Genomic DNA, 20,947 nt, shown 5'->3' with positions numbered 1-20,947 from the left:
TTGAATCTTCGATTTCAAGAGGGGAATTGAGAAGTGGAATCGATGTTGTTTTTAGAATTCGAGGGAATACATTCCTAACCCCTATAACTCCAGTTATAATTTAATTTTGGAGTCGTTGAATCTTCGATTTCAAGAGGGGAATGTGATTCCGTACTCTTTAGAGGTTTTGAATTCAAAATAAAATTGTTTGCTTTGAGAAAAGGACACACCCCTAACCCCTCTCAAGAGAGGAATTGAGAAGTGGAATCAATGTTGTTTTTAGGACTCGAGGGAACACACCCCTAGCCCCTCTGAAGAGGGGAATTGAGAAGTGGAATCAATGTTGTTTTTAGGACTCCAGGGAACACACCCCTAACCCCTATAACTCCAGTTGTTATTTAATTTTGGAGTCGTTGAATCTTCGATTTCAAGAGGGGAATGTGATCCTGTACTCTTTAAAGGTTTTAAATTCAGAATGAAATTGTTTGCTTTGAGAAAAGAAGAAACGTCTATCGAACAACGAATATCGAAGAAAACTACTGGCCCCTATAAAACAACACCGTAGTAATCGTCTTAAAAGCAATACTCAAGTCCAGGAAAACACTCCTGTGCTTGATGTAATACAGATCGTATTGCAACTTTATCAGACTGTCGTTAATTGTATCTCCATACGAATAATTGACCTGAGCCCAACCCGTTAGACCCGGTTTTATGATATGTCTGGTTTCATAAAAAGGCATCACTTCAGCTATTTCCCTGACAAAAAAGGGACGTTCGGGACGTGGACCTATAACGGCCATATCGCCCTTAAGAATATTGATAAATTGGGGAAATTCATCAATTCTGGATTTTCTTAAAAATTTTCCAAAAAGGGTTATTCTGGAATCATTGACTGTAGTAAAAACGGCTCCATTAGTTTCGGCATTGAGGATCATCGTACGAAATTTTAAAATTTCAAATACCACTCCATCCTTACCCACCCGTTCCTGGGTATAAAACAACTTCCCCCTGTTCCCTATCGCGTTACCAACTACTATTATTGGAAACAATAGCAGACCAACAGACAATCCAACTACGGAAATACCGATTTCAAAAAACCGTATGAGTAACAAATACAGTTTATTGTGATTGCTCCTGCTAAAAGGGAAATAGCGGTAAAAATCTTTGGACATATAATGCACCGGAATGCGTTGTGTTTTACTCTCATACACCTGGGTATATTCCCTGATGATGCTGCCCGATTCTAATAAGCGAAGTAATTGTTGGTATAATTCGGGAGTAATCCCTTCCGTTTTTTGGGAGGCAATCACAATTTCAGAAATACTATTTTCTTTTACAAAGGAAAACAAAGCATTTCTTTTAATTTGTTGCACATAATGATAGGCAGTCATATCTTCTTCGGCAGCATCGGCGCTAACAAAAGCAACAATTTTATAATGTGGGTCTATGTTCTCCAGCCCTAAAATTAGCTCTTCTACCTGTTCCTGGTCACATATTAATAACGCATTTTGAAGAAACCGATTAGAGGCCAAAAACTTCACGTAAAACATACGCCACAAAAACAAAGACATAAAGACAACCAGATAAAGCAAGAAGATTTGTATTCTTTTGGAGGGCAATTCAGGTGAAAAAAATGGAGTCAACAGATAGATGGAAACTGTAGTAGTGGCTGTGAGGATAGCACTTCTTGACACTTGAAAATGATTGCTTGCCACCTGCAGATTATACATTTCGAATATCGTACCGAAAAGATTGACGTAAATGACCAAAACTAGCGTCCAATAAAAATCAGCGGTTATAATCGTAAAATAATCAAAATCAAAAAAGTGCCCTACGAGAAACAAAGCCAACAAAATAAATAAAATATCAAAAAGGCGAAGAATCATCTTTCTTTCTGATATTTCAAAATGCATTTTGCCTGATAACATGTTTCTGTTTCTGATTAAAGGTGCAATTTAATGCTTTTGAACTCATATCATTCTAAGAAATGTTAATTTTTTTAACAAAACCCTTTTTTTAACGAACTATTTGATTTTCGAGCATCGTCCATCATTTTTTGTCCATCGTCAAACTAAAACAACTGACCACTGACTACTCTTTTAGAAACTGACCACTTTCTTTAGAACTCCAGCTTCTTTTTTCTCAATTCGAAATTTTGTCCCAAATACACACGACGTACCATTTCATCTTCTACCAATTCTTCCGGAATACCTGCTTTTAGGATTCCTCCTTCAAACATAAGATAGGTTTTATCTGTAATAGCCAAAGTTTCCTGTACGTTGTGATCGGTGATAAGAATACCGATGTTTTTATTTTTTAGTTGGGCTACAATCCGTTGAATATCCTCTACAGCAACCGGGTCAACCCCAGCAAAAGGTTCATCGAGTAAGATGAATTTTGGATCAGTGGCGAGACAACGGGCAATTTCGGTACGACGTCGTTCTCCACCCGAAAGTAAATCCCCTCGATTGGTTCGGATGTGTTCTAAACTAAATTCGTCGATTAAGCTTTCCATTTTGGCAACCTGCTCTTCTTTTGAAAGTTTGGTCAATTGTAGAACACTCAAGATATTGTCTTCGATACTTAGTTTTCTGAAAACGGATGCTTCCTGTGCCAAATAACCAATTCCCTGTTGGGCTCTCTTGTACATTGGATAATCGGTGATGTTCAAATCATCCAGGAATATGTTGCCGGAATTTGGTTTTACCAATCCAACAATCATATAAAAGGAAGTTGTTTTTCCGGCACCATTAGGTCCCAAAAGCCCCACGATTTCACCTTGGTTCACTTCCACCGAAATGCCTTTTACAACACTTCGCCCTTTGTAGGTTTTTACAAGATTTTCGGCTCTTAATTTCATATTGTTTGGTTTAATCGCTTAACTGTTTAATGTTTATTCGTTTAACTGCTTAATCGCGCAAATAAACGAATAAACAATTAAACGATTAAACTTCTTAACAAATTATTTTGTTGCGGTTTCTTCCAACGCTTCCCAAAATTCATACGCTCTTCTTAAATGAGGTACCACGATAGTTCCCCCCACAAGTGTAGCGATTCCCATAGCTTCCATCATTTCTTCTTTGGTTACGCCTTCTTTGAAGCTGGTTTCCAAATGGTATTTGACACAGTCATCACAACGTAAAACTGCCGAAGCCACTAATCCAAGCAGTTCTTTGGTTTTTACGTCCAATGCTCCCGGTGCATAGGCATTGGTATCCAAATTGAAAATTCGTTTTACAATTTTATTATTGTCTGCCAATAATTTTTCGTTCATTTTGGAACGGTATTCGTTGAATTCTTCTATAATATCAGCCATTTACTTTTTTTTGATTTTTTACTACTATTTTTGAAATCAAGATGCTTGCTTCGTAGATTAACAACATCGGAATCGTTACAATTATTTGACTTACCACATCCGGTGGAGTCACAATTGCCGCTACAATAAGAATAATGATTACGGCATATTTCCAGTATTTTCTTAAGAAAACCGGAGTTACCAGTCCTAGTTTAGTCAGAAAATAGATGATTATTGGTAATTCAAAAAACAGGCCGCAAGCAATAACACTTGTTTTTACTAATCCAATATACGAATCAATACTAAACTGGTTTTTTACTACGTCACTGATGGTGAAGGTGGCGAAAAAGTTGACCGACATTGGTACAATCACGAAATAGCCAAACAATACGCCCAGAAAGAAAAGCAGCGAAGATGAAAAAACAAAAATCTTTGCGTGTTTTTTTTCTTTTTCATACAATGCCGGGCTGATGAACTTCCAAACTTCCCATAGTATAAAAGGGAATCCGAGAATAAATCCGGCCGTTATACAAGTCCAAATCAACACGTTGATCTGACCTTCCATATTGGTGTTTTGAATGATGAAAGGCATTTCGGTTACACAAATACTTTCGGCAAACCCCAATTGATTGGATAGATCGCAAAAAAAACGGTACGTAATAAAATTAGCGTTTGTTGGACCAAAAATGATAACATCAAAAATATAATCACTGACAAAAAAAGTGACAGTCGCCAGGATTAATATTGCAATTGTGCTTCGAACCAGTAGCCATCTTAATTCTTCAAGATGATCTAAAAACGACATTTCGTTTAAGTTTTTTTTTGCCATTATACTATTCCTTCTTTTAAGATGTCATGTAAGTGTAGTACTCCTTTATACTCGCCGTTATCAACTACAACCAATTGTGTTATGGAAAAATCTTCAAGAATATTCAATGCATCAACTACCATAGCGGTTGAGGAGATCAATTTGGGGTTTTTGGTCATAATGTCTTTGGCGGTCAAATCAGCAAAAGAATCTCTGTCATTCAGCATTCTTCGAATGTCGCCGTCGGTAATAATTCCTATTACCTTATTATCCTCGACAACAGCGGTTACTCCAAGACGTTTTTCGGAAATTTCGAAAATTACTTTTTTGACAGGCGCCTCCGGGCTAACCATTGGTTTCAAAGTATGTTCCAACATGTCTTTGACACGCAGTAATAATTTTTTTCCTAAAGCACCTCCCGGATGGTATATCGCAAAATCTTCCGGTTTGAAATCGCGCATTTCCATCAGGCAAACTGCCAGTGCATCACCCATCACTAATTGTACGGTGGTGCTATTTGTAGGGGCCAAATTGTTCGGGCACGCTTCTGCATCTATTGTGGTGTTCAAAACGAAATCAGATCCTTTAGCCAGAAAAGAAGTCATATTTCCCGTGATGGCAATTAAGGTATTGCCAAAACGCTTCAAAAGCGGCACTAAAACTTTTATCTCTGGACTGTTGCCGCTTTTTGAAATACAGATAATTATATCTTCGTTCTGAACCATGCCTAAATCACCATGAATGGCTTCAGAGGCATGAAGAAACAGTGACGGTGTTCCGGTAGAATTGAATGTGGCCACCATTTTTTGAGCAATAATGGCACTTTTTCCTATTCCGGTAACCACTAATCTTCCTTTGGAATTATAGATACTTTGTGTGGCGTTACTGAAGTTTTCATCAAGATAATCAGTGAGTTTCGCAATCGATTCGCTTTCAGATCTAATGGTTTTTTTGGCACTTGCCAAGATATTTTCTTTAGTTATCAAAACAGAATGTTTAAAATTTGTAAGTTTAAAAGAAATTTGTATCTTTATGTGATGCAAATTTATACAAAATACCACATAATCAAGAATGAATTCAAACGAAATTGACATACACAAAGAATTAAAAAAATATTTTGGCTTCAGCCAATTTAAAGGATTGCAAGAACAAGTTATAAATAGTCTCCTTAATAAGCAGAACACCTTTGTAATTATGCCTACTGGAGGAGGGAAGTCACTCTGTTACCAATTACCCGCTTTAATTCAGGAAGGGACTGCTATTGTGGTTTCTCCTTTAATCGCTTTGATGAAAAATCAAGTGGATGCCATTCGGAGTTTATCTTCTGAAAATGGTGTCGCCCACGTTTTAAACTCTTCCCTTACTAAAACCGAGATTGTTCAGGTTAAGAAAGATATTACTTCCGGGTTGACAAAATTGTTATATGTTGCACCTGAATCCTTAACCAAAGAAGAGTATGTCGCTTTTCTTCAAACGGTAACTATTTCCTTTGTAGCTATTGATGAAGCGCATTGCATCTCCGAATGGGGACACGATTTCAGACCGGAATACCGGAATCTGAAAAGCATTATTAAGCAATTAGGTGATGTGCCTATTATTGGTTTGACCGCTACGGCTACGCCAAAAGTGCAGGAAGATATCCTGAAAAATTTAGATATGACTGATGCAACTACTTTCAAAGCATCCTTCAACAGACCCAATTTATATTACGAAGTACGTACCAAAACGAAAAATATTGAATCGGATATTATTCGTTTTATAAAACAGCATAAAGGTAAATCAGGAATTATTTACTGCTTGAGCCGCAAAAAAGTAGAGGCTATAGCCGAAGTTTTACAGGTAAACGGAATAAGTGCCGTTCCGTATCATGCCGGATTAGATGCGAAAACCCGCGCCAGACACCAAGACATGTTTCTTATGGAAGATGTGGATGTGGTGGTAGCCACCATCGCTTTTGGGATGGGAATCGACAAACCGGATGTTCGTTTTGTTATTCATCATGATATTCCTAAATCATTAGAAAGTTATTATCAAGAAACCGGTCGCGCAGGTCGTGATGGGGGCGAAGGACATTGTCTGGCCTATTATTCCTATAAAGATGTTGAGAAATTAGAAAAATTCATGTCGGGGAAACCCGTTGCGGAACAGGAAATCGGATTTGCTTTATTGCAGGAGGTGGTGGCTTACGCCGAAACGTCTATGTCCAGAAGACGGTTTCTACTTCATTACTTCGGAGAGGAATTTGATGATGTAAATGGAGAAGGTGCTGATATGGATGATAATGTCAGAAACCCGAAAACAAAAGTGGAGGCCATAGATGAAGTGGTCAAACTATTGGAAGTAGTAAGAGATACTAAACATTTGTATAAATCAAAAGAAGTGGTGTTTACGTTGATTGGTCGTGTAAATGCAGTTATAAAAGCACATCGAACCGATACGCAATCTTTTTTTGGATGCGGTTCAAACCATGATGAAAAATACTGGATGGCGTTGCTGAGACAAGTTCTTGTGGCCGGATATTTATCCAAAGACATTGAAACGTACGGGATCGTAAAAATCACTGATAAAGGATTGGATTTTATTAAAAACCGAGAATCTTTTATGATGTCTGAAGATCATGAATACAATGAAACTGAAGACGAAGCCATTGTAACTGCTGCGAAATCTACGGGAGTTGCCGATGAAGCATTGATGGGTATGTTGCGGGATTTACGTAAAAAAGTAGCTAAGAAATTTAGTGTTCCTCCTTTTGTCGTTTTCCAAGATCCATCCCTTGAAGATATGGCGCTGAAATATCCAATTTCGGTAGATGAATTGATCAATATTCATGGTGTTGGGGAAGGCAAAGCCAAGAAATATGGGAAGGAATTCCTAGAATTAATAAGTCGTTACGTAGAAGATAATGAGATTATCAGACCGGATGATTTGGTGGTTAAATCTACCGGAGTTAATTCTGTCAATAAACTATATATCATTCAAAATATAGATCGAAAATTATCACTTGATGATATCGCTTCCGCAAAAGGGCTGAAGATGGACGATTTGATTAAAGAAATGGAACAAATTGTCTATTCCGGAACCAAGCTGAATATAAAATATTGGATCGATGATATGTTGGACGATGATCAACAGGAAGAAATTCATGACTATTTTATGGAATCCCTTTCCGATAATATCGAAGAAGCACTCAAAGAATTTGAAGGCGACTATGATCTTGACGAATTGCGTTTGATGCGAATTAAGTTTATCAGCGAAGTGGCAAACTAGTTTTTAGTGATCAGTGATCAGTGTTTAGATTTTAGTGTTCAGTGATCAGTGTTCAGTGATCAGTTTGTAGCGTTGCGTGATTAGTATTCAGTGTTCAGTGATCAGATTTTAGTGATCAGTGATCAGTTTGTTTTGTTGAATGATTGTGTTCAGTTGTCAAATTTAGTGTTGAGTGATCAGATTTTAGTGATCAGTATTCAGTGATCAGTTTGTTGTGTTGAATGATCGTGTTCAGTGGTCAAATTTAGTAGTCAGTGATCAGTATTCAGTGGTCAGTTTTAAGGAGATTTTGTAATCTGATTACTGCCAACTAAAAAAGTTCTCCGCGGTGCGGTTTCAAAGCATCCCGAACCTGAATCATATTCTCGTCCGTCACTACCATAAAAGCGATGGCTTGCATTTCGTCTTGAATTTCAAAACCGGTGATATTTAAAGGCAATTTTTCAATAGCGATGTATTCTTTCAAATGGATTTCGTGGTGTTCGGCTGTTTTTGCAGCAGCGGGTCCGCGGAAATCCCATATTAATTTTATTTTTCTAGACATTTTTTTCTAAGATTAATCGGTTAATTGTTTAATCGGTTAACTGTTTTGGAGGTACAAAGTTACAAAGTCTGATTTGAAAATGGGCTATTTTGAAAATTTGAAAATGCATTTTCTATTCTGCCATAAGAATTCAGTACAAAATACTACTTTTGTGCTTGATTATTTGTAAGTGTTTCAAAACATTAAATAATCTAAAAATCGAACAATCTAAAAAATGCCTCAAGAACTTCTATTACAAGTATCACCCGAAATAGCGACAAATGAATTGTTACTAAAAGAGTATTTGTCTAAACAAATTAAGGTTTCTCCAAAAGAAATCCAACATGTTTCTATTTTAAAACGTTCTATTGATGCGCGTCAAAAAGCCATAAAAATAAATTTGAAAGTGGCGATTTATCTGAGCGGAGAACCTTTTCAGCAGCATAAAATACAACTGCCGGATTATCCAAATGTGACCAATGCTCAAGAAGTCATTGTTGTAGGTGCCGGACCAGCCGGACTTTTTGCCGCTTTGCAATTGATAGAGTTGGGCTTGAAACCAATAGTGATTGAGCGCGGAAAAGATGTCCGTGGCCGTCGTCGTGATTTGAAAGCCATTAATGTGGATCATTTGGTAAACGAAGATTCTAATTATTGTTTTGGCGAAGGTGGTGCCGGAACGTATTCTGACGGAAAACTATACACGCGTTCTAAAAAGCGTGGCGATGTAACTCGAATTTTGGAGTTATTAGTCGCTTTTGGAGCTTCAGAAGATATTTTAATCGAAGCGCATCCACATATCGGAACGAATAAATTACCACAAATCATTCAGGATATTCGGGAGAAAATTATCGAATGCGGCGGAGTCGTTTTGTTTGAAACCCGATTAACCGATATTTTAGTAAAAAATAATGAAGTGCAAGGCATCGTCACTCAAAACGGAGATACGATTCTTGCCAATAAAATAATTTTGGCCACAGGGCATTCTGCCCGTGATATATTTGAATTATTGTACAGAAAGCAAATTTTTATCGAAGCCAAACCTTTTGCCTTGGGCGTAAGAGCCGAACATCCACAATCGTTAATTGACAGTATTCAATACAGCTGTGATTATCGTGGCGAACATTTGCCGCCGGCGCCTTATTCTATTGTAAAGCAGGTAAATGGTCGCGGTATGTATTCGTTTTGTATGTGTCCCGGTGGCGTGATAGCTCCGTGTGCGACGAGTCCGGGCGAAGTGGTGACAAACGGTTGGTCACCCTCAAAACGGGATCAGGCTACAGCCAATTCAGGAATTGTAATCGAATTAAAACTGGAGGATTTCCAACCTTTTGCGAAATTTGGTGCACTAGCCGGAATGGAATTCCAAAAAAGTATTGAGCAAAAAGCGTGGCATTTGGCTGGCGAAAGTCAAAAAGTTCCTGCGCAACGTATGATTGATTTTACCCAAAATAGAGTCTCCTCTGATATTCCGAAAACATCGTATGTTCCCGGAACTACCTCAGTAGAAATGGGGCAGGTTTTTCCAGGATTTTTAACGCAGATATTACGGGAAGGGTTTACAGAATTCGGAAAATCCATGCGGGGTTATTTGACAAATGAAGCCATACTTCATGCACCAGAAAGCCGAACATCTTCGCCAGTGCGCATTCCCAGAGATCCAATTACCTATGAACACGTTCAAATAAAAGGCTTGTATCCGTGTGGTGAAGGGGCAGGTTATGCCGGAGGAATTATTTCGGCAGCTATTGATGGTGAGAAATGTGCCTTGATGATAAAAGAGAGTATTGGGAAATAATTTTTTATCAATACGAAATAGCAATACTAATAAAGCAGCCCATACAGGCTGCTTTATTATTTATCAATTATTATTATTGAAACCCGTTGGGTGCAATTATTTAAAATTAACAATTTAGAAAAGAATATAAAAATAAACGCATAGAAACATAGAAAGAAGAGTAGGATAGCCCAATTGCTTCGCCTGTTCGCTATCGCTCGGGTCTTGGGTGCGAAAAGCTATGCTTTACTATAATAAAGGGAAACGTTATAATAGAAATATATAAAACTATGTTTCTATACGTTAAAAAAGAAACTTGAATTACGCACAACGTATTATTGAATATTATTTATTGTTTTAGTAGGAGCAAGCTATTATTTTTTCATGGCAGGTTTTATTTCTGTCACGACCAGTTTTATGGTATTCTTTCCAATGTTTTTTCCCATATGAGTAACGGGAGTAATATACAAAACATCTCCCGCTTTAAATTTGGCTATTGATGCGGGTTTACCTTTATCAGTAATCTCTAAGGTTCCTGGCGTTAGAGCGTAGATAGTGTGATGAGGATGACTGTGCCATGGCATAACTTGGCCTGGAGCAAATTCAACTGACATTACCCTTACTTTATCATTGTTAAGAAGGACTTTTTTATACACGTTCGGACCCGCTTTCATAGGATCTTGTGCATAAATACTTGTGCTCATTATCAGGAATAATCCAATAAGCAGTGTCATGGAAATCATTTTAATTGTTTTCATTATTGGCGATTTTTATTGATTAAACATAGGATGGACAATTTTCTACTGTCCATTTTTTTTAGGTACATTTTTTATTCATTTTCATGATGCAAACACCATTGTACTGCCATTTAAACCCCTTGTTTTTTAATTAAAAGAAACAATTAGGTATTGTCTTAAAAAGTAGGTTTGAATTGTGGCTTTTGGGGTTTCGCCTTTTTTAATAATCGTAAGATTATTATTTTATTTTAGCAGCTTTTTTTAATACGGACCAGCAGCTTTTTTTGGGAATACTAATTTACAAAAATTAATAAAAGGAATATGTTTATTATATGTTTTATTTTTTTAAAATACTGTTATTCAGTTTATTGTTTAAAATAAACTTGTTTTACACCTAGCGGCTGGACACAAATGTTAGAAAAATATTTAAACACGAATTTCACTAAATTTTTTTTTAATTCCTGAATATTGGTAATAAGTTCTTGATTTTCGGTAATATCCTCAACTACAACAATAATGTTTTTTACATTTTTATCGGTGTCAAATAGCGTGGAGTGACTTGTTTTCCAGTATCTGGATACAAATTTATTGCCTTTGGATTTAGGGTTTTTTATATCATATTTTTGAATTGACAAGGTATCGCTGACCTTATTGTTGATGACACGATTAAATGATGCGCGCATATTTTTTTCGCCATCAGCTTTAAGGTCGTTAGGATTTTCAAGAAATACATCGAAAACATTTTGACCTAGTATAGTGTTTCTCTCTGTAATAGTGACTTTTAAAAAGAAATCGGTAACGGCAACTACAAAAATATTAATATCTATAACTAATAGTAGTGCCGGAGAGAGATTGAATAAATCTTCATAATCATTTTCAGGCATAAATATTCTATTTCGTTCTATAAAGCTATTTAGTCTGGTTATACTTTGATAAGATTACATATACTATTGCGCTTACTACTATTTTACTGAAATTTAAAAAAGCCAGCAAAGTTGAGAAATTCAAAATCAAAAAATTCGTGTTGTTTCTAATTATTAGTTTACAAATAAAGCACGAAATAGAATCAATATTTGGCTGCATTTATGGAAAATAATAGTTCGGTTTTTAGCATCCAAATCATCTTCAATTGTATCACGTAGGATTGAGAGGAACATTCCGTACCGTTGCATTTATTTTACTGAATAGTAACTGGCTTTTAAACGTAAATGTTGCTATAACATTTTCAAGCTGGTTGCTTTCCTTTTGGTTTATTTCTCCTGAATCTACTGCTTTTTTTAAATGTTGAATAACCGTTTGGAAGTCATGCCATTCTCCAAGCAACTCAGGGAGTGCGTAGTTCTTTGGTGAGAGTTTGTCTTGTTTGTTAAAATTCAGACTTTTTTGATTGAACTGATATTCTTTTAAGCTTTTGCGAAGGGCATGCATTTGTTTGTTTTTTAAGGCTTTTTTATGGAGTATTTTTTCAATTTCAGCTCTTTTTTTGTCCATGTATCGGTTCGTCATTTTTCTATTCGTTTTGGCAAGTGCAGCATTGATTTTAGAATATTTTTTTTGTAGCTTTTCAGCAAAAGATTCGTTGGGGATTAAAAAATAATTATTTAATTCTTCCCGTAGTTTTTTTTCCAAATCATTCCTGTATTGCATAATATAGGCAGAAGCAAAATACTGATTAAGCAATACTCGTTCCAGCTGAAGTTCCCGTACTTTTCCCGCCTGACAAAAAATGAGTTTAAAAGGTTTGAAAGTTTTTTTTTGTTTTAAGCCTTTGGAACAAAAGTTAACTAAATTTAATAATGCATTTAATTTTTTTATTTCTAATCGAAGGGTGTGAAAAGTATCAGGAGTAAAGGACTCTTGCTGTACTTCTAAAAGAGCGGTAATATTGCTTTTGAGTTTTTTTAAATATTTTTTAAGCGCTTTCATTTTTTTATAAAATATTTATTGTTTTACTTTAGAACAAAAAGGTGATGATGTAAATCCGTTTTTTGAGACAAGGGAGGGGTATTATTATTATTATTATTATTATTATTATTATTTATTTTTAAATGAACAGCGATAAACAATATGATAAAATGAAATTTGTCTAAAAACAAATTAAAAATAAGCGTCATCAATTATTTAACAAAAAGAGCTCATATAAAAGTCTTAAAATAGTTTGTTTCAGGTTTTACTTAAGTTTAATTTTCCTCTAGAAATTTCTTTTTTTAGTCAAATTCTTCTTTAGTAATTTCTCCTTTGGCAAATCTTTTTTTTAGGATTTCCAATGGGTTTTGGTTTTGGTTCGCTGACCGGGACTGTTATACGGCGGGGCGAATATCCATATTAGAATGATAATGCAAAATACCCACTAAAACACATGCATTCCCCAAAAGTGGTGTCCGTAATGCATAATTAATTATATAAAGTATTGAAAATCAGTATAAATATACGAATTTTATGTCGTTAAATTAATTTATTGTTTTCGGTTTTTAGATCGATAAAAAAACCGTCGCGATTTTTGTCTCGGGACGGTTTCTTGTAAAAAATTATTTTTTCTTTTTCAATCGATCTTTAAATAGCTTTTCGAATTTTTCCATTTTGGGTTGAATGACCATTTGGCAATACGGCTGATTTTTATTGTTAGCATAGTAATTCTGGTGGTAATCTTCGGCTTTGTAAAACTTGGTCAGCGGCTCTAAAGTGGTCACTATAGGGCGGTCATAAGTTTTTGCTTTTGTCAAAGCAGCGATAATCTTTTGTGCCGCCAATTTTTGTTCTTGATTTTTATAAAATATGGCAGAACGGTATTGTGTTCCCACATCGGCACCTTGACGGTTTAAAGTCGTTGGATCATGTACAGTAAAGAAAACTTTGAAGATTTCGTCTAAACTCGTAGTGTTTTTATCATAGGTAATTTGTACCACTTCAGCATAACCCGTTCTTCCCGTCGAAACATCCTCATAAGTTGGATTCGTGTTTTTGCCACCTGCAAATCCTGACACCGCGGATTTCACCCCGTTTAGGTTTTCATAAACGGCTTCCACACACCAGTAGCATCCGCCCGCTAAAGTAATCGTGTCAAATTTGGGTTGGCTTACCACTTTTGTCGTGTTTTGTCCAAACATACTAATCGATGTCAATAGACAAATTAAAAATAAATTCTTCATATTATTTGGTATCAGGTATAAAGTCAAGCGCAATAGAATTCATGCAATATCTTTTTCCGGTTGGAGCAGGACCGTCATCAAAAAGATGTCCTAGATGACCACCGCATCGGCCGCAAAGCGCTTCCGTTCTTTCCATTCCAAGGGAACTGTCGGTTTTGTACACGACGCTGTTTTTATTGTCTTGTTCAAAAAAACTGGGCCAACCGCAACTGCTTGAAAATTTGGCACCGGAACGAAATAGTTTATTGCCGCAGGATGCGCAGTAATAGGTTCCTTTATCATCAGTATTCCAGTATTTCCCTGTGAAAGGTCTTTCGGTATCGGCATTTCGCATTACTTCATAAACATCTTCGGGCAATACTTTTTTCCATTCGGCATCCGAAACATTAAGTTTTGTGGTATCTGTATTGGAGTAATACGGATTTCCTGGTTTTTTGATTGGACTTTCCATACTAATAGCTTTTTTAGGATTGTTTTGTTTGTTTGTATTTTGCCCACAGGCAGTAAACATAAATAAAGGCAGTACCAATAATAAAATTAAAAAACGGGTTGTTGTTTTCATATTTAGATTTGTTTTTTATACTACAAATGTAAAGCGGTTTTAAACTACAATATGTCGTCTGCTTTACAAAGTGATAGTGATTTAAGTAAGATTTAACTATTGTTATTTACGAAAGAAAATCACTTTTGGATTTATAATTAATCGTAGAGAATTGCTACAAACCAATTCTCATGTTTATTAAGTGTTTTTTGAATCCCGCTTTTTCATAGGCTTTAATTGCCGAAGCATTATCATTGTATACGTCTAATCGAAGTTCGAATACATTTTGCAAACGACACCAATCTTTTAGCGACTCTATGATTTTAGAATTAACTCCTATTCCTCTGTAATTCAAATCGGTATACATAAATCCTAAGTAGGCATAGGTCTCGTGCTTCAGATAGGGCTTTGGTGCGGCTATTCGGGCGTATCCGGAAGCGATAACCTCCGAATCAATTTCGGCAACCAACACTTCGATGTGAGGAGCTGAAATCATTTGTTCAATGTCGTAATAATGGATTTTTTCTTCTTTTAAAGTGGGGTCGAAGGGGCGTTCAGTAACAATAATTCCTTGTTCAAATTCAAGGAGTTTCTCTAAATCATCAGTGCGTGCTTTTCGAATCGTTATTTTTTGCATTGTCTTAATTGTCTTGGTTATCAAAAGTACAAAAGAATCGGTAATTGGATTGTATTTGTTTTTATTACGGTGGTACCAAAGCAACTCTGCTTCAACAATTCGAAAGAGAACGTTAAAGCGTCTTACAATAATTATATTTTTGTATTTTTGTAAGGCTAAAAATTCCTATGAAAGAAGAAAACGTAATATTAGTTAATGACAAAGATGAGCAAATTGGATTGATGCCAAAGCTTGAAGCACATGAAAAAGCCATTTTACATCGGGCATTTTCCGTTTTTGTTTTAAATAGTGAAAATGAAATCATGCTTCAGCAACGCGCCAGTCAAAAATACCACTCGCCATTATTATGGACTAACACTTGTTGCAGTCACCAGCGCGAAGGGGAATCAAATATTGCCGCCGGAAGTCGAAGACTGTTTGAAGAAATGGGATTTAAAACGGAACTGAAGGAACTTTTTCATTTTATATACAAGGCTCCTTTTGATAATGGTTTGACAGAACACGAACTCGATCATGTTATGATTGGTTATTATAATGAAGAGCCCAAAATAAATCGAGAAGAAGTCGAAGATTGGAAATGGATGAAAATAGAAGATGTGAAAATCGAAATGGGAATCCATCCCCAATTGTATACCGTTTGGTTCAAAATAATTTTTGATGAGTTTTATCATTTCCTTGAAGACCATAAATTGTAAAAAGGGAGAATTATAGAACTAAGATTTCTGTAAACAGCACATCTAATTCCTAATATCTACTAAAAAAAATGAGAGTTACTATTTCACGAAAAGCGCATTTCAATGCGGCGCATAGATTATATAGGAAAGATTGGACTTTCGAGCAAAACGATGCTATTTTTGGCAAATGCAACAATCCTAATTACCACGGACATAACTACGAATTGATTGTTAGTGTAAGGGGAGAAATTGACCCCGAGACGGGATTTGTTATGGATGTGAAATTTCTAAGCGATATTATCAAAGAAGATGTCGAAGATCAGTTTGATCACAAAAATCTCAATGTCGATGTTCCTGAATTTGAAAATTTAAATCCCACAGCCGAAAATATTGTAGTGGTAATTTGGAATAAAATCAGAAAAAGAATTAAGCCAGATTTTGAATTAGAAGTCGTTCTTTACGAAACGCCTCGGAATTTTGTAACCTATAAAGGCGAATAATGGAACTAAAAGTAGGGGACATAATTCCCAATTTCACGGCAAAAGATACCCACGGGAACGATTTTAACAGTGCAACTATAGTGGGACATAAACCACTTGTTATTTATTTTTATCCAAAAGACAATACGCCGGGTTGTACCGCGCAAGCCTGTAGTTTTAGGGATCAATACGAAGATTTTAAGGATTTAGGAGCTGAAGTTATAGGAATTAGCAGTGATAGTCAGGGTTCTCATCAAAAATTTGCTAAACAGTATAAACTGCCTTTTATTCTTCTGTCCGATAGCGATAAAAGAATCAGAAAACTTTTTGGTGTTCCAGCCGGAATGTTCGGGTTACTTCCTGGAAGAGTAACTTATGTAACGGATAAAAATGGAGTTATACAAATGGTTTTCGATAGTATGTTAGCAACTAAACACATCCCCAAAGCACTAGCAGCTATTAAAAAGTTAGTATAAAGGATTATGAAATTGTATCAGGGGTTTTTTCTACTTTGATCTAAATTTATAATTTCCTTTTTTATTACTATAATCGGTTTTAATAAATGAAAGGCTAGTTTGTTAACAAAAAGCAATATTGATTTTGTAGATTTGGAATTCGAAAAAATACTCATATGAAATTTTATCCTTTACAATTTGAGCCCATTTTAAAAGAAAGAATTTGGGGAGGTGAAAAACTAAAAACGTTGCTTCATAAACCAATCACATCAAAAATTACCGGTGAAAGCTGGGAGTTATCTACCGTTGAAGGTGATGTTAGTGTTGTGGCCAATGGCGAATGGAAAGGAAAATCATTAACTACTTTGATTGATGAATGTCCGAAGGAGATTTTGGGAACGAAAGTTCATGCTCGATTTGGCAAACAGTTTCCATTACTTTTCAAATATTTGGACGCTCGCGAAGACTTGTCCATTCAAGTGCATCCTAATGATGAGTTGGCCAAAAAACGACACCATTCTTTTGGTAAAACGGAGATGTGGTATATCATGCAAGCCGATAAGGATGCGAAAATTATCGTTGGTTTTAACGAAAAATCGAATCCTACTGAATATTTAGAAAACCTTAAAAATAAAACCTTACTCGCAATTCTGGACGATGTAAAAGTACATGCAGGAGATGTTTTCTTTTTGGAAGCAGGAACGGTTCACGCTATTGGTGGGGGATTAGTAGTTGCCGAGATTCAGCAAACCTCAGATATTACGTATCGATTGTACGACTTTGACCGAGTAGATGCTAACGGAAATACCAGAGAGTTGCATGTTGATTTGGCTTTGGAAGCTATTAACTATAATAAGATAGAGACTAAAAAAGAATATACCAAAAATGTAAACCAATCCAACGAAGTGGTAGATTGCCCTTATTTCACTACTAATTTCATTCCGCTGGACGGAAAAATCAGTATTTCTAAATCGGGAGAAACCTTTACCGTTTATATGTGTATGGAAGGATCGTTTGAGATCGATAACAATAATTCAAAATTGCAATATGTAAAAGGAGATACCGTATTACTTCCTGCTGCAATGAATTTGTTCATCCTCAATGGAAAAGCTTCAATTTTAGAAATTTACATTTCATAGTCGGTAATAGAAAGATAATGTGTACTTTTGCAGACGCAAATTAAAAATCCAAATTAAAAAAGATAAAAATGGCAAACATTAAAAATTTAAAAAAAGACATCAACTACGTTTTAGGAGATATTATTGAAGCAGTTTACTTGTTCGAAATTTCTACAACTGGAAAACCAACAACAGAAACTAACGCTTTAATTGACGAAGCTATTGCTGCTTTTGACACTTTGATCACAAAAGTGAACGCAAAAAAGGTAGAAGATAAAAAAGCACACTTCAAACAAATCAATGTTGAATTGGAACAAACTGCTAATCAATTGATTGCTAAAATCAACGAATTGTAGTCAAAAAAAAAGCAAAAAAAGTTTGAATTTGTTTTGGAAAATAGAAATTCAGACTTATATTTGCACCCGTAATGAGTCGCCAGCGTAGCTCAGTTGGCTAGAGCAGCTGATTTGTAATCAGCAGGTCGTGGGTTCGAGTCCCTCCGCCGGCTCTTAATAAAACCATCTAACTTTTGTTAGGTGGTTTTTTGTTTTGTAATAAAAGGCAGCAATTAATTTAATTCAAAGCATAAAAAAACCGTCCCGATTTTATCGAGACGGTTTTTCCTGTTTTAGTACTTTATAACTTAGGAACCGAGTTATTTTTGGTTTTTGATTTCGGCAACATATTTAGTCAATTTTTTTCCATAAAGTGATTGTGCTACTTTTGTAGACATTGATTTACGAATTGTATCTAAGTATTTAATATTGATATCATAGATCTCTGATAAGGCGATATAAGGCGATACCTCGTAGTTTCTGTTGTTTATTGCAAAATTGGTAGCAAATAAATACTTTCGTTTGATATTGGAATCCTGCTTAGCTTTTATACTATCCATTTTTTGTACGTTGTTGCTTTTAATGGCATTGAATCGTTGCTCAATTAACGTAAGTTTTTCGTCATTGAAACGAGAATTTATTTTTTTATAGTCTTCAAATAAATCGTTGTTTTTAGATCCTGTAATTTTTGCGCTGGAAAGATATCCTTCTAAACTGGTTTCAATGTTTATATTACCAGGTTCAGCAAAAAACGGCAGGTTATTGTCTAATGAATTGCTAACGCCTCGGTCTAAAAATAAATACAGCATTTCAGGAGATTTTAATTCTAAGTCACTTTCAAAAGCAGAACTTCCATCGATATTGATCGTATCAATAGCAACTAGCATCGTGTCTACAACTCTTTGAATGTAAAGTGTTCCTTTTTTTAATCCTTTTATATTTCCTGTAATATGCAAATTAGCTTTTGATTCATTTTTGTTACAAGAGGACAATAGTACAAGCGTAACGAATGCAATAATAGATTTTTTCATGTGAAGTTATTAATATTTGTTTTTTTTGGAATAGGGTACCACCATTCTTTATTATGAATCATAGCGATTTCATTGGTGTTTATATTTTGCGCAAAATAAAGAAAATTGTTGGAATGATTTGGTAACATGCCTAAATTTCACAAAAAAAATCCCAATTTATTTCTAAATTGGGATTTGGTAAATTTTCAAAAAGGATTATCCTTTAAACCAAGCTTCTTTTAATTTGGTTTTACTGGCATCAGTTGCTTTAAGGCCCGCTTTTTCTTCATAAGGAAGTTGTACTTTTCCATTGATTACTTGTTCTTTGCCATTGCGTTTTATTTTTACTGTAATAGCATCGTTCTCTTTCCACGTTTGACTTGCGCCAATCATATCATAAATATTGTCCAGGGTGTATGGTTTATCATTAATTGCCATTAAAATATCACCACCTTTAAGACCAAGATTTTTATAAAATTCGTTTAATTCTATATTTGGTAAAACAATGATTTCTTTGGTTTCCTGATTTACGGTTATGTATGGAGATTGTCCTTTTAAGAAAACATTACCGGCTACTTTTTCAGTAGAATTTGTAACTCCAACTTTAGCCAGGTACGTTGCATAAGGGATTGGGGTTGTTCCGGAAACATAAGTAGTTAAAAAAGTTCCAACTTCAGGGTACGTTAATGCCGTGATTTTTGCAAAAAGCTCCTCGTCGTTAAATGGTTTTGTAGGGCCATATTCATTTGATAATTTTTGCATCAAGTCAAGAATTCCTCTTTCACCGTTGCTTTTTTCTCTAATGATGATATCCAGACACATTCCGATAAGTGCTCCTTTTTCATACACGTTCAGGTACTGGTCTTTGTACGGTTTTGTTAATACATTGGCACTCATAACAGTAAACGACATAGTATCGTTCAGTGTATTTGCGCGAGCAATTTTCTCTGCCATACGGGTATAAAACTCCTCTTCGTTGATTAGCCCTTGGTTTATTTGAAAAAGGTTAGCAAAATATTCCGTTACTCCTTCGTACATCCATAAATGTTGGGACATTTTAGGCGCATTATAATCAAAATATTGAATCTCTTTAGAATGGATTGATAAAGGCGTCACAATGTGAAAAAATTCATGTGAAACGACATCTTTCATCGATTTTACTAATTCGTCTTTTGGCATCAGCTCAGGTAATACTACAGTAGTTGCTGTAGGGTGTTCTAACGCACCTAATCCTTTAGCATCGTTTTCCTGCATGGAAGACAGGTATAACAAAACGCTGTATTTTTTGGTAGCGTTTATTTTGCCTAAAAATTTCTTTTGAGCGGTCATCATTGTTTTCATCTCCGGTGTAATACTTTCGGCAGTATACTTACCTGTAGGAGAATATACGCCGATCAATATTTCCATTCCATCAACTGTAAAAGTGGTGTAATCCGGTTTAGCATACATGATTGGGTTTTCAACCAATTCAGCATAACGCGAAGTCACAAATGTATCAGATGTTGTGCTTGCGTCCTGATCCGTCATAGATGTAGCTCCCCAGAGTGTTGCAGGATGTGAAATCATTACTTTATAAGGTGCAGACATGAAATTTGTAAAATAACCTACAAAACAATGTGTGTTAAGCATTACGTTTTTACCGGCATCAATGTTAGAACCTGCAGGTGAGAAAATTTCATCATCCCCAAATTCCTTCCCGGTTTCGGTATCGAATGAGTCGTTTACCAGATAAGTAATTTTATCCAAGGTTTTTGCATTAGCAATGGACCAAGAATTAACGTCGGTTTTCTTTACCGTTAATAAATTTCCTTTGGTATCATACGCTTTTAGATCGTCAATATATCTACCGTAGTTGTCTTCAGAGTACGTACCCGGAACTGTTTTTGGAATGTGGTATGTAATTTCATCGACTGAAATTGACGGTGCATTTACGGTTACCATGACTTTATCATCCTTAATGTCAACTAGGTTAATGCGCACTAAAACGTCTTTTTTTATCGAAGAAGAAACAGAGGTGCTTGTCGTTTTACAACTCCATAGTAGAGAAGCGAAGGCAAATGCGAAAATTATTTTTTTCATTGCTATATTTTATTTAGTTGTTAGTCTTTTTATGGAAGAATTGTTAAGGGTCATCTTGATTTTATAAAAAAGATTTATTTTTAG

At 35.5% G+C, this 20,947-nt stretch carries 22 protein-coding genes and 1 tRNA gene; 8 read left to right on the top strand and 15 right to left on the bottom strand.

What is annotated here, in order from left to right; all coding sequences use genetic code 11:
- Positions 1-515: 515 nt before the first annotated feature.
- From ACFX5E_RS12810 to ACFX5E_RS12790, 5 genes are all read right to left on the bottom strand, one after another.
- Positions 516-1,907, bottom strand: a complete 1,392-nt coding sequence (locus tag ACFX5E_RS12810) for an exopolysaccharide biosynthesis polyprenyl glycosylphosphotransferase (protein WP_379855544.1) — start codon at positions 1,905-1,907, stop codon at positions 516-518.
- Positions 1,908-2,098: 191 nt separating this feature from the next.
- A complete protein-coding gene (gene lptB / locus ACFX5E_RS12805) occupies positions 2,099-2,839 on the bottom strand; it encodes an LPS export ABC transporter ATP-binding protein (protein WP_209549261.1) in 741 nt (246 codons plus the stop codon).
- A 102-nt stretch (positions 2,840-2,941) separates the two neighbouring features.
- Positions 2,942-3,295: a carboxymuconolactone decarboxylase family protein gene (locus ACFX5E_RS12800; protein WP_379855543.1), complete on the bottom strand. Its 354-nt coding sequence runs from the start codon at positions 3,293-3,295 to the stop codon at positions 2,942-2,944.
- Positions 3,288-4,103: a twin-arginine translocase subunit TatC gene (tatC, locus tag ACFX5E_RS12795; protein WP_379855542.1), complete on the bottom strand. Its 816-nt coding sequence runs from the start codon at positions 4,101-4,103 to the stop codon at positions 3,288-3,290. Before tatC ends, ACFX5E_RS12800 begins: the two co-directional genes overlap by 8 nt.
- Positions 4,103-5,068: a KpsF/GutQ family sugar-phosphate isomerase gene (locus ACFX5E_RS12790; protein WP_379855541.1), complete on the bottom strand. Its 966-nt coding sequence runs from the start codon at positions 5,066-5,068 to the stop codon at positions 4,103-4,105. Before ACFX5E_RS12790 ends, tatC begins: the two co-directional genes overlap by 1 nt.
- A gap of 85 nt (positions 5,069-5,153) precedes the next feature.
- On the opposite strand from ACFX5E_RS12790, the gene recQ reads away from it, so the two are divergent.
- Positions 5,154-7,349, top strand: a complete 2,196-nt coding sequence (recQ, locus tag ACFX5E_RS12785) for a DNA helicase RecQ (RefSeq protein WP_379855540.1) — start codon at positions 5,154-5,156, stop codon at positions 7,347-7,349.
- 310 nt (positions 7,350-7,659) lie between these two features.
- Here recQ and ACFX5E_RS12780 read toward each other — a convergent pair whose 3' ends face one another.
- Positions 7,660-7,893, bottom strand: a complete 234-nt coding sequence (locus ACFX5E_RS12780; protein WP_379855539.1) for a hypothetical protein — start codon at positions 7,891-7,893, stop codon at positions 7,660-7,662.
- Between the two features lie 214 nt (positions 7,894-8,107).
- Between ACFX5E_RS12780 and ACFX5E_RS12775 the strand changes: the two genes are divergently transcribed.
- Positions 8,108-9,670, top strand: a complete 1,563-nt coding sequence (locus ACFX5E_RS12775; protein ID WP_379855538.1) for an NAD(P)/FAD-dependent oxidoreductase — start codon at positions 8,108-8,110, stop codon at positions 9,668-9,670.
- Positions 9,671-10,023: 353 nt separating this feature from the next.
- Here the strand turns inward: ACFX5E_RS12775 and ACFX5E_RS12770 are convergent, their stop codons facing one another.
- The 7 genes from ACFX5E_RS12770 to ACFX5E_RS12740 all read right to left on the bottom strand — a co-directional run bounded on the left by ACFX5E_RS12770 (position 10,024) and on the right by ACFX5E_RS12740 (position 14,713).
- Positions 10,024-10,407 (bottom strand): cupin domain-containing protein, encoded by a 384-nt coding sequence (locus ACFX5E_RS12770; protein ID WP_379855537.1) that lies wholly within the window; start codon positions 10,405-10,407, stop codon positions 10,024-10,026.
- Between the two features lie 344 nt (positions 10,408-10,751).
- A complete protein-coding gene (locus ACFX5E_RS12765) occupies positions 10,752-11,270 on the bottom strand; it encodes a hypothetical protein (protein WP_379855536.1) in 519 nt (172 codons plus the stop codon).
- Positions 11,271-11,520: 250 nt separating this feature from the next.
- Positions 11,521-12,312: a hypothetical protein gene (locus ACFX5E_RS12760; RefSeq protein WP_379855534.1), complete on the bottom strand. Its 792-nt coding sequence runs from the start codon at positions 12,310-12,312 to the stop codon at positions 11,521-11,523.
- 281 nt (positions 12,313-12,593) lie between these two features.
- A complete protein-coding gene (locus ACFX5E_RS12755) occupies positions 12,594-12,653 on the bottom strand; it encodes an SHOCT domain-containing protein (protein ID WP_379855549.1) in 60 nt (19 codons plus the stop codon).
- Between the two features lie 261 nt (positions 12,654-12,914).
- Complete coding sequence (gene msrA, locus ACFX5E_RS12750) at positions 12,915-13,535, bottom strand: peptide-methionine (S)-S-oxide reductase MsrA (protein ID WP_379855533.1); 621 nt, start codon at positions 13,533-13,535, stop codon at positions 12,915-12,917.
- A gap of 1 nt (position 13,536) precedes the next feature.
- Positions 13,537-14,097, bottom strand: a complete 561-nt coding sequence (gene msrB, locus ACFX5E_RS12745; RefSeq protein ID WP_379855532.1) for a peptide-methionine (R)-S-oxide reductase MsrB — start codon at positions 14,095-14,097, stop codon at positions 13,537-13,539.
- 154 nt (positions 14,098-14,251) lie between these two features.
- Positions 14,252-14,713: a GNAT family N-acetyltransferase gene (locus ACFX5E_RS12740; protein ID WP_379855531.1), complete on the bottom strand. Its 462-nt coding sequence runs from the start codon at positions 14,711-14,713 to the stop codon at positions 14,252-14,254.
- 167 nt (positions 14,714-14,880) lie between these two features.
- Between ACFX5E_RS12740 and idi the strand changes: the two genes are divergently transcribed.
- From idi to ACFX5E_RS12710, 6 genes are all read left to right on the top strand, one after another.
- Positions 14,881-15,408: an isopentenyl-diphosphate Delta-isomerase gene (idi, locus tag ACFX5E_RS12735; protein ID WP_379855530.1), complete on the top strand. Its 528-nt coding sequence runs from the start codon at positions 14,881-14,883 to the stop codon at positions 15,406-15,408.
- A 68-nt stretch (positions 15,409-15,476) separates the two neighbouring features.
- Positions 15,477-15,887, top strand: coding sequence for a 6-pyruvoyl trahydropterin synthase family protein (locus tag ACFX5E_RS12730; protein WP_379855529.1), 411 nt, complete (start codon positions 15,477-15,479; stop codon positions 15,885-15,887).
- Positions 15,887-16,342 (top strand): peroxiredoxin, encoded by a 456-nt coding sequence (locus ACFX5E_RS12725; protein ID WP_379855528.1) that lies wholly within the window; start codon positions 15,887-15,889, stop codon positions 16,340-16,342. Before ACFX5E_RS12730 ends, ACFX5E_RS12725 begins: the two co-directional genes overlap by 1 nt.
- A 155-nt stretch (positions 16,343-16,497) precedes the next feature.
- Positions 16,498-17,460, top strand: a complete 963-nt coding sequence (locus ACFX5E_RS12720; protein WP_379855526.1) for a type I phosphomannose isomerase catalytic subunit — start codon at positions 16,498-16,500, stop codon at positions 17,458-17,460.
- Between the two features lie 68 nt (positions 17,461-17,528).
- Positions 17,529-17,795 (top strand): hypothetical protein, encoded by a 267-nt coding sequence (locus ACFX5E_RS12715; RefSeq protein WP_379855525.1) that lies wholly within the window; start codon positions 17,529-17,531, stop codon positions 17,793-17,795.
- A gap of 78 nt (positions 17,796-17,873) precedes the next feature.
- Positions 17,874-17,947: transfer RNA gene (locus ACFX5E_RS12710), tRNA-Thr, on the top strand.
- Positions 17,948-18,094: 147 nt separating this feature from the next.
- On the opposite strand, the gene ACFX5E_RS12705 is transcribed toward ACFX5E_RS12710, so the two are convergent.
- Both ACFX5E_RS12705 and ACFX5E_RS12700 read right to left on the bottom strand, forming a co-directional pair.
- Positions 18,095-18,805 carry a DUF4369 domain-containing protein gene (locus ACFX5E_RS12705; RefSeq protein ID WP_379855524.1) on the bottom strand — a complete coding sequence of 237 codons (711 nt, stop codon included), beginning with the start codon at positions 18,803-18,805 and terminating at the stop codon, positions 18,095-18,097.
- A 195-nt stretch (positions 18,806-19,000) separates the two neighbouring features.
- Complete coding sequence (locus tag ACFX5E_RS12700) at positions 19,001-20,863, bottom strand: M61 family metallopeptidase (protein ID WP_379855523.1); 1,863 nt, start codon at positions 20,861-20,863, stop codon at positions 19,001-19,003.
- Positions 20,864-20,947 lie beyond the last annotated feature (84 nt).

Origin of the sequence: Flavobacterium xylosi (genome assembly GCF_042787345.1) — a bacterium.
Classification (GTDB): domain Bacteria; phylum Bacteroidota; class Bacteroidia; order Flavobacteriales; family Flavobacteriaceae; genus Flavobacterium; species Flavobacterium xylosi.
The sequence above is the reverse complement of the archived record's forward strand: the minus strand, read 5'-3'. Positions and strand labels throughout refer to the sequence as shown.

Excerpts from the sequence above, each read along its gene's own strand:
- ACFX5E_RS12700 (WP_379855523.1), bottom strand. The coding sequence starts at position 20,863 with ATGAAAAAAATAATTTTCGCATTTGCCTTCGCTTCTCTACTATGGAGT.
- ACFX5E_RS12725 (WP_379855528.1), top strand. The coding sequence starts at position 15,887 with ATGGAACTAAAAGTAGGGGACATAATTCCCAATTTCACGGCAAAAGAT.
- lptB (WP_209549261.1), bottom strand. The coding sequence starts at position 2,839 with ATGAAATTAAGAGCCGAAAATCTTGTAAAAACCTACAAAGGGCGAAGT.
- ACFX5E_RS12705 (WP_379855524.1), bottom strand. The coding sequence starts at position 18,805 with ATGAAAAAATCTATTATTGCATTCGTTACGCTTGTACTATTGTCCTCT.
- ACFX5E_RS12775 (WP_379855538.1), top strand. The coding sequence starts at position 8,108 with ATGCCTCAAGAACTTCTATTACAAGTATCACCCGAAATAGCGACAAAT.
- tatC (WP_379855542.1), bottom strand. The coding sequence starts at position 4,103 with ATGGCAAAAAAAAACTTAAACGAAATGTCGTTTTTAGATCATCTTGAA.
- ACFX5E_RS12760 (WP_379855534.1), bottom strand. The coding sequence starts at position 12,312 with ATGAAAGCGCTTAAAAAATATTTAAAAAAACTCAAAAGCAATATTACC.
- ACFX5E_RS12770 (WP_379855537.1), bottom strand. The coding sequence starts at position 10,407 with ATGAAAACAATTAAAATGATTTCCATGACACTGCTTATTGGATTATTC.
- ACFX5E_RS12730 (WP_379855529.1), top strand. The coding sequence starts at position 15,477 with ATGAGAGTTACTATTTCACGAAAAGCGCATTTCAATGCGGCGCATAGA.
- ACFX5E_RS12765 (WP_379855536.1), bottom strand. The coding sequence starts at position 11,270 with ATGCCTGAAAATGATTATGAAGATTTATTCAATCTCTCTCCGGCACTA.
- ACFX5E_RS12800 (WP_379855543.1), bottom strand. The coding sequence starts at position 3,295 with ATGGCTGATATTATAGAAGAATTCAACGAATACCGTTCCAAAATGAAC.
- ACFX5E_RS12780 (WP_379855539.1), bottom strand. The coding sequence starts at position 7,893 with ATGTCTAGAAAAATAAAATTAATATGGGATTTCCGCGGACCCGCTGCT.
- idi (WP_379855530.1), top strand. The coding sequence starts at position 14,881 with ATGAAAGAAGAAAACGTAATATTAGTTAATGACAAAGATGAGCAAATT.
- ACFX5E_RS12810 (WP_379855544.1), bottom strand. The coding sequence starts at position 1,907 with ATGTTATCAGGCAAAATGCATTTTGAAATATCAGAAAGAAAGATGATT.
- ACFX5E_RS12715 (WP_379855525.1), top strand. The coding sequence starts at position 17,529 with ATGGCAAACATTAAAAATTTAAAAAAAGACATCAACTACGTTTTAGGA.
- ACFX5E_RS12720 (WP_379855526.1), top strand. The coding sequence starts at position 16,498 with ATGAAATTTTATCCTTTACAATTTGAGCCCATTTTAAAAGAAAGAATT.
- ACFX5E_RS12740 (WP_379855531.1), bottom strand. The coding sequence starts at position 14,713 with ATGCAAAAAATAACGATTCGAAAAGCACGCACTGATGATTTAGAGAAA.
- msrB (WP_379855532.1), bottom strand. The coding sequence starts at position 14,097 with ATGAAAACAACAACCCGTTTTTTAATTTTATTATTGGTACTGCCTTTA.
- recQ (WP_379855540.1), top strand. The coding sequence starts at position 5,154 with ATGAATTCAAACGAAATTGACATACACAAAGAATTAAAAAAATATTTT.
- msrA (WP_379855533.1), bottom strand. The coding sequence starts at position 13,535 with ATGAAGAATTTATTTTTAATTTGTCTATTGACATCGATTAGTATGTTT.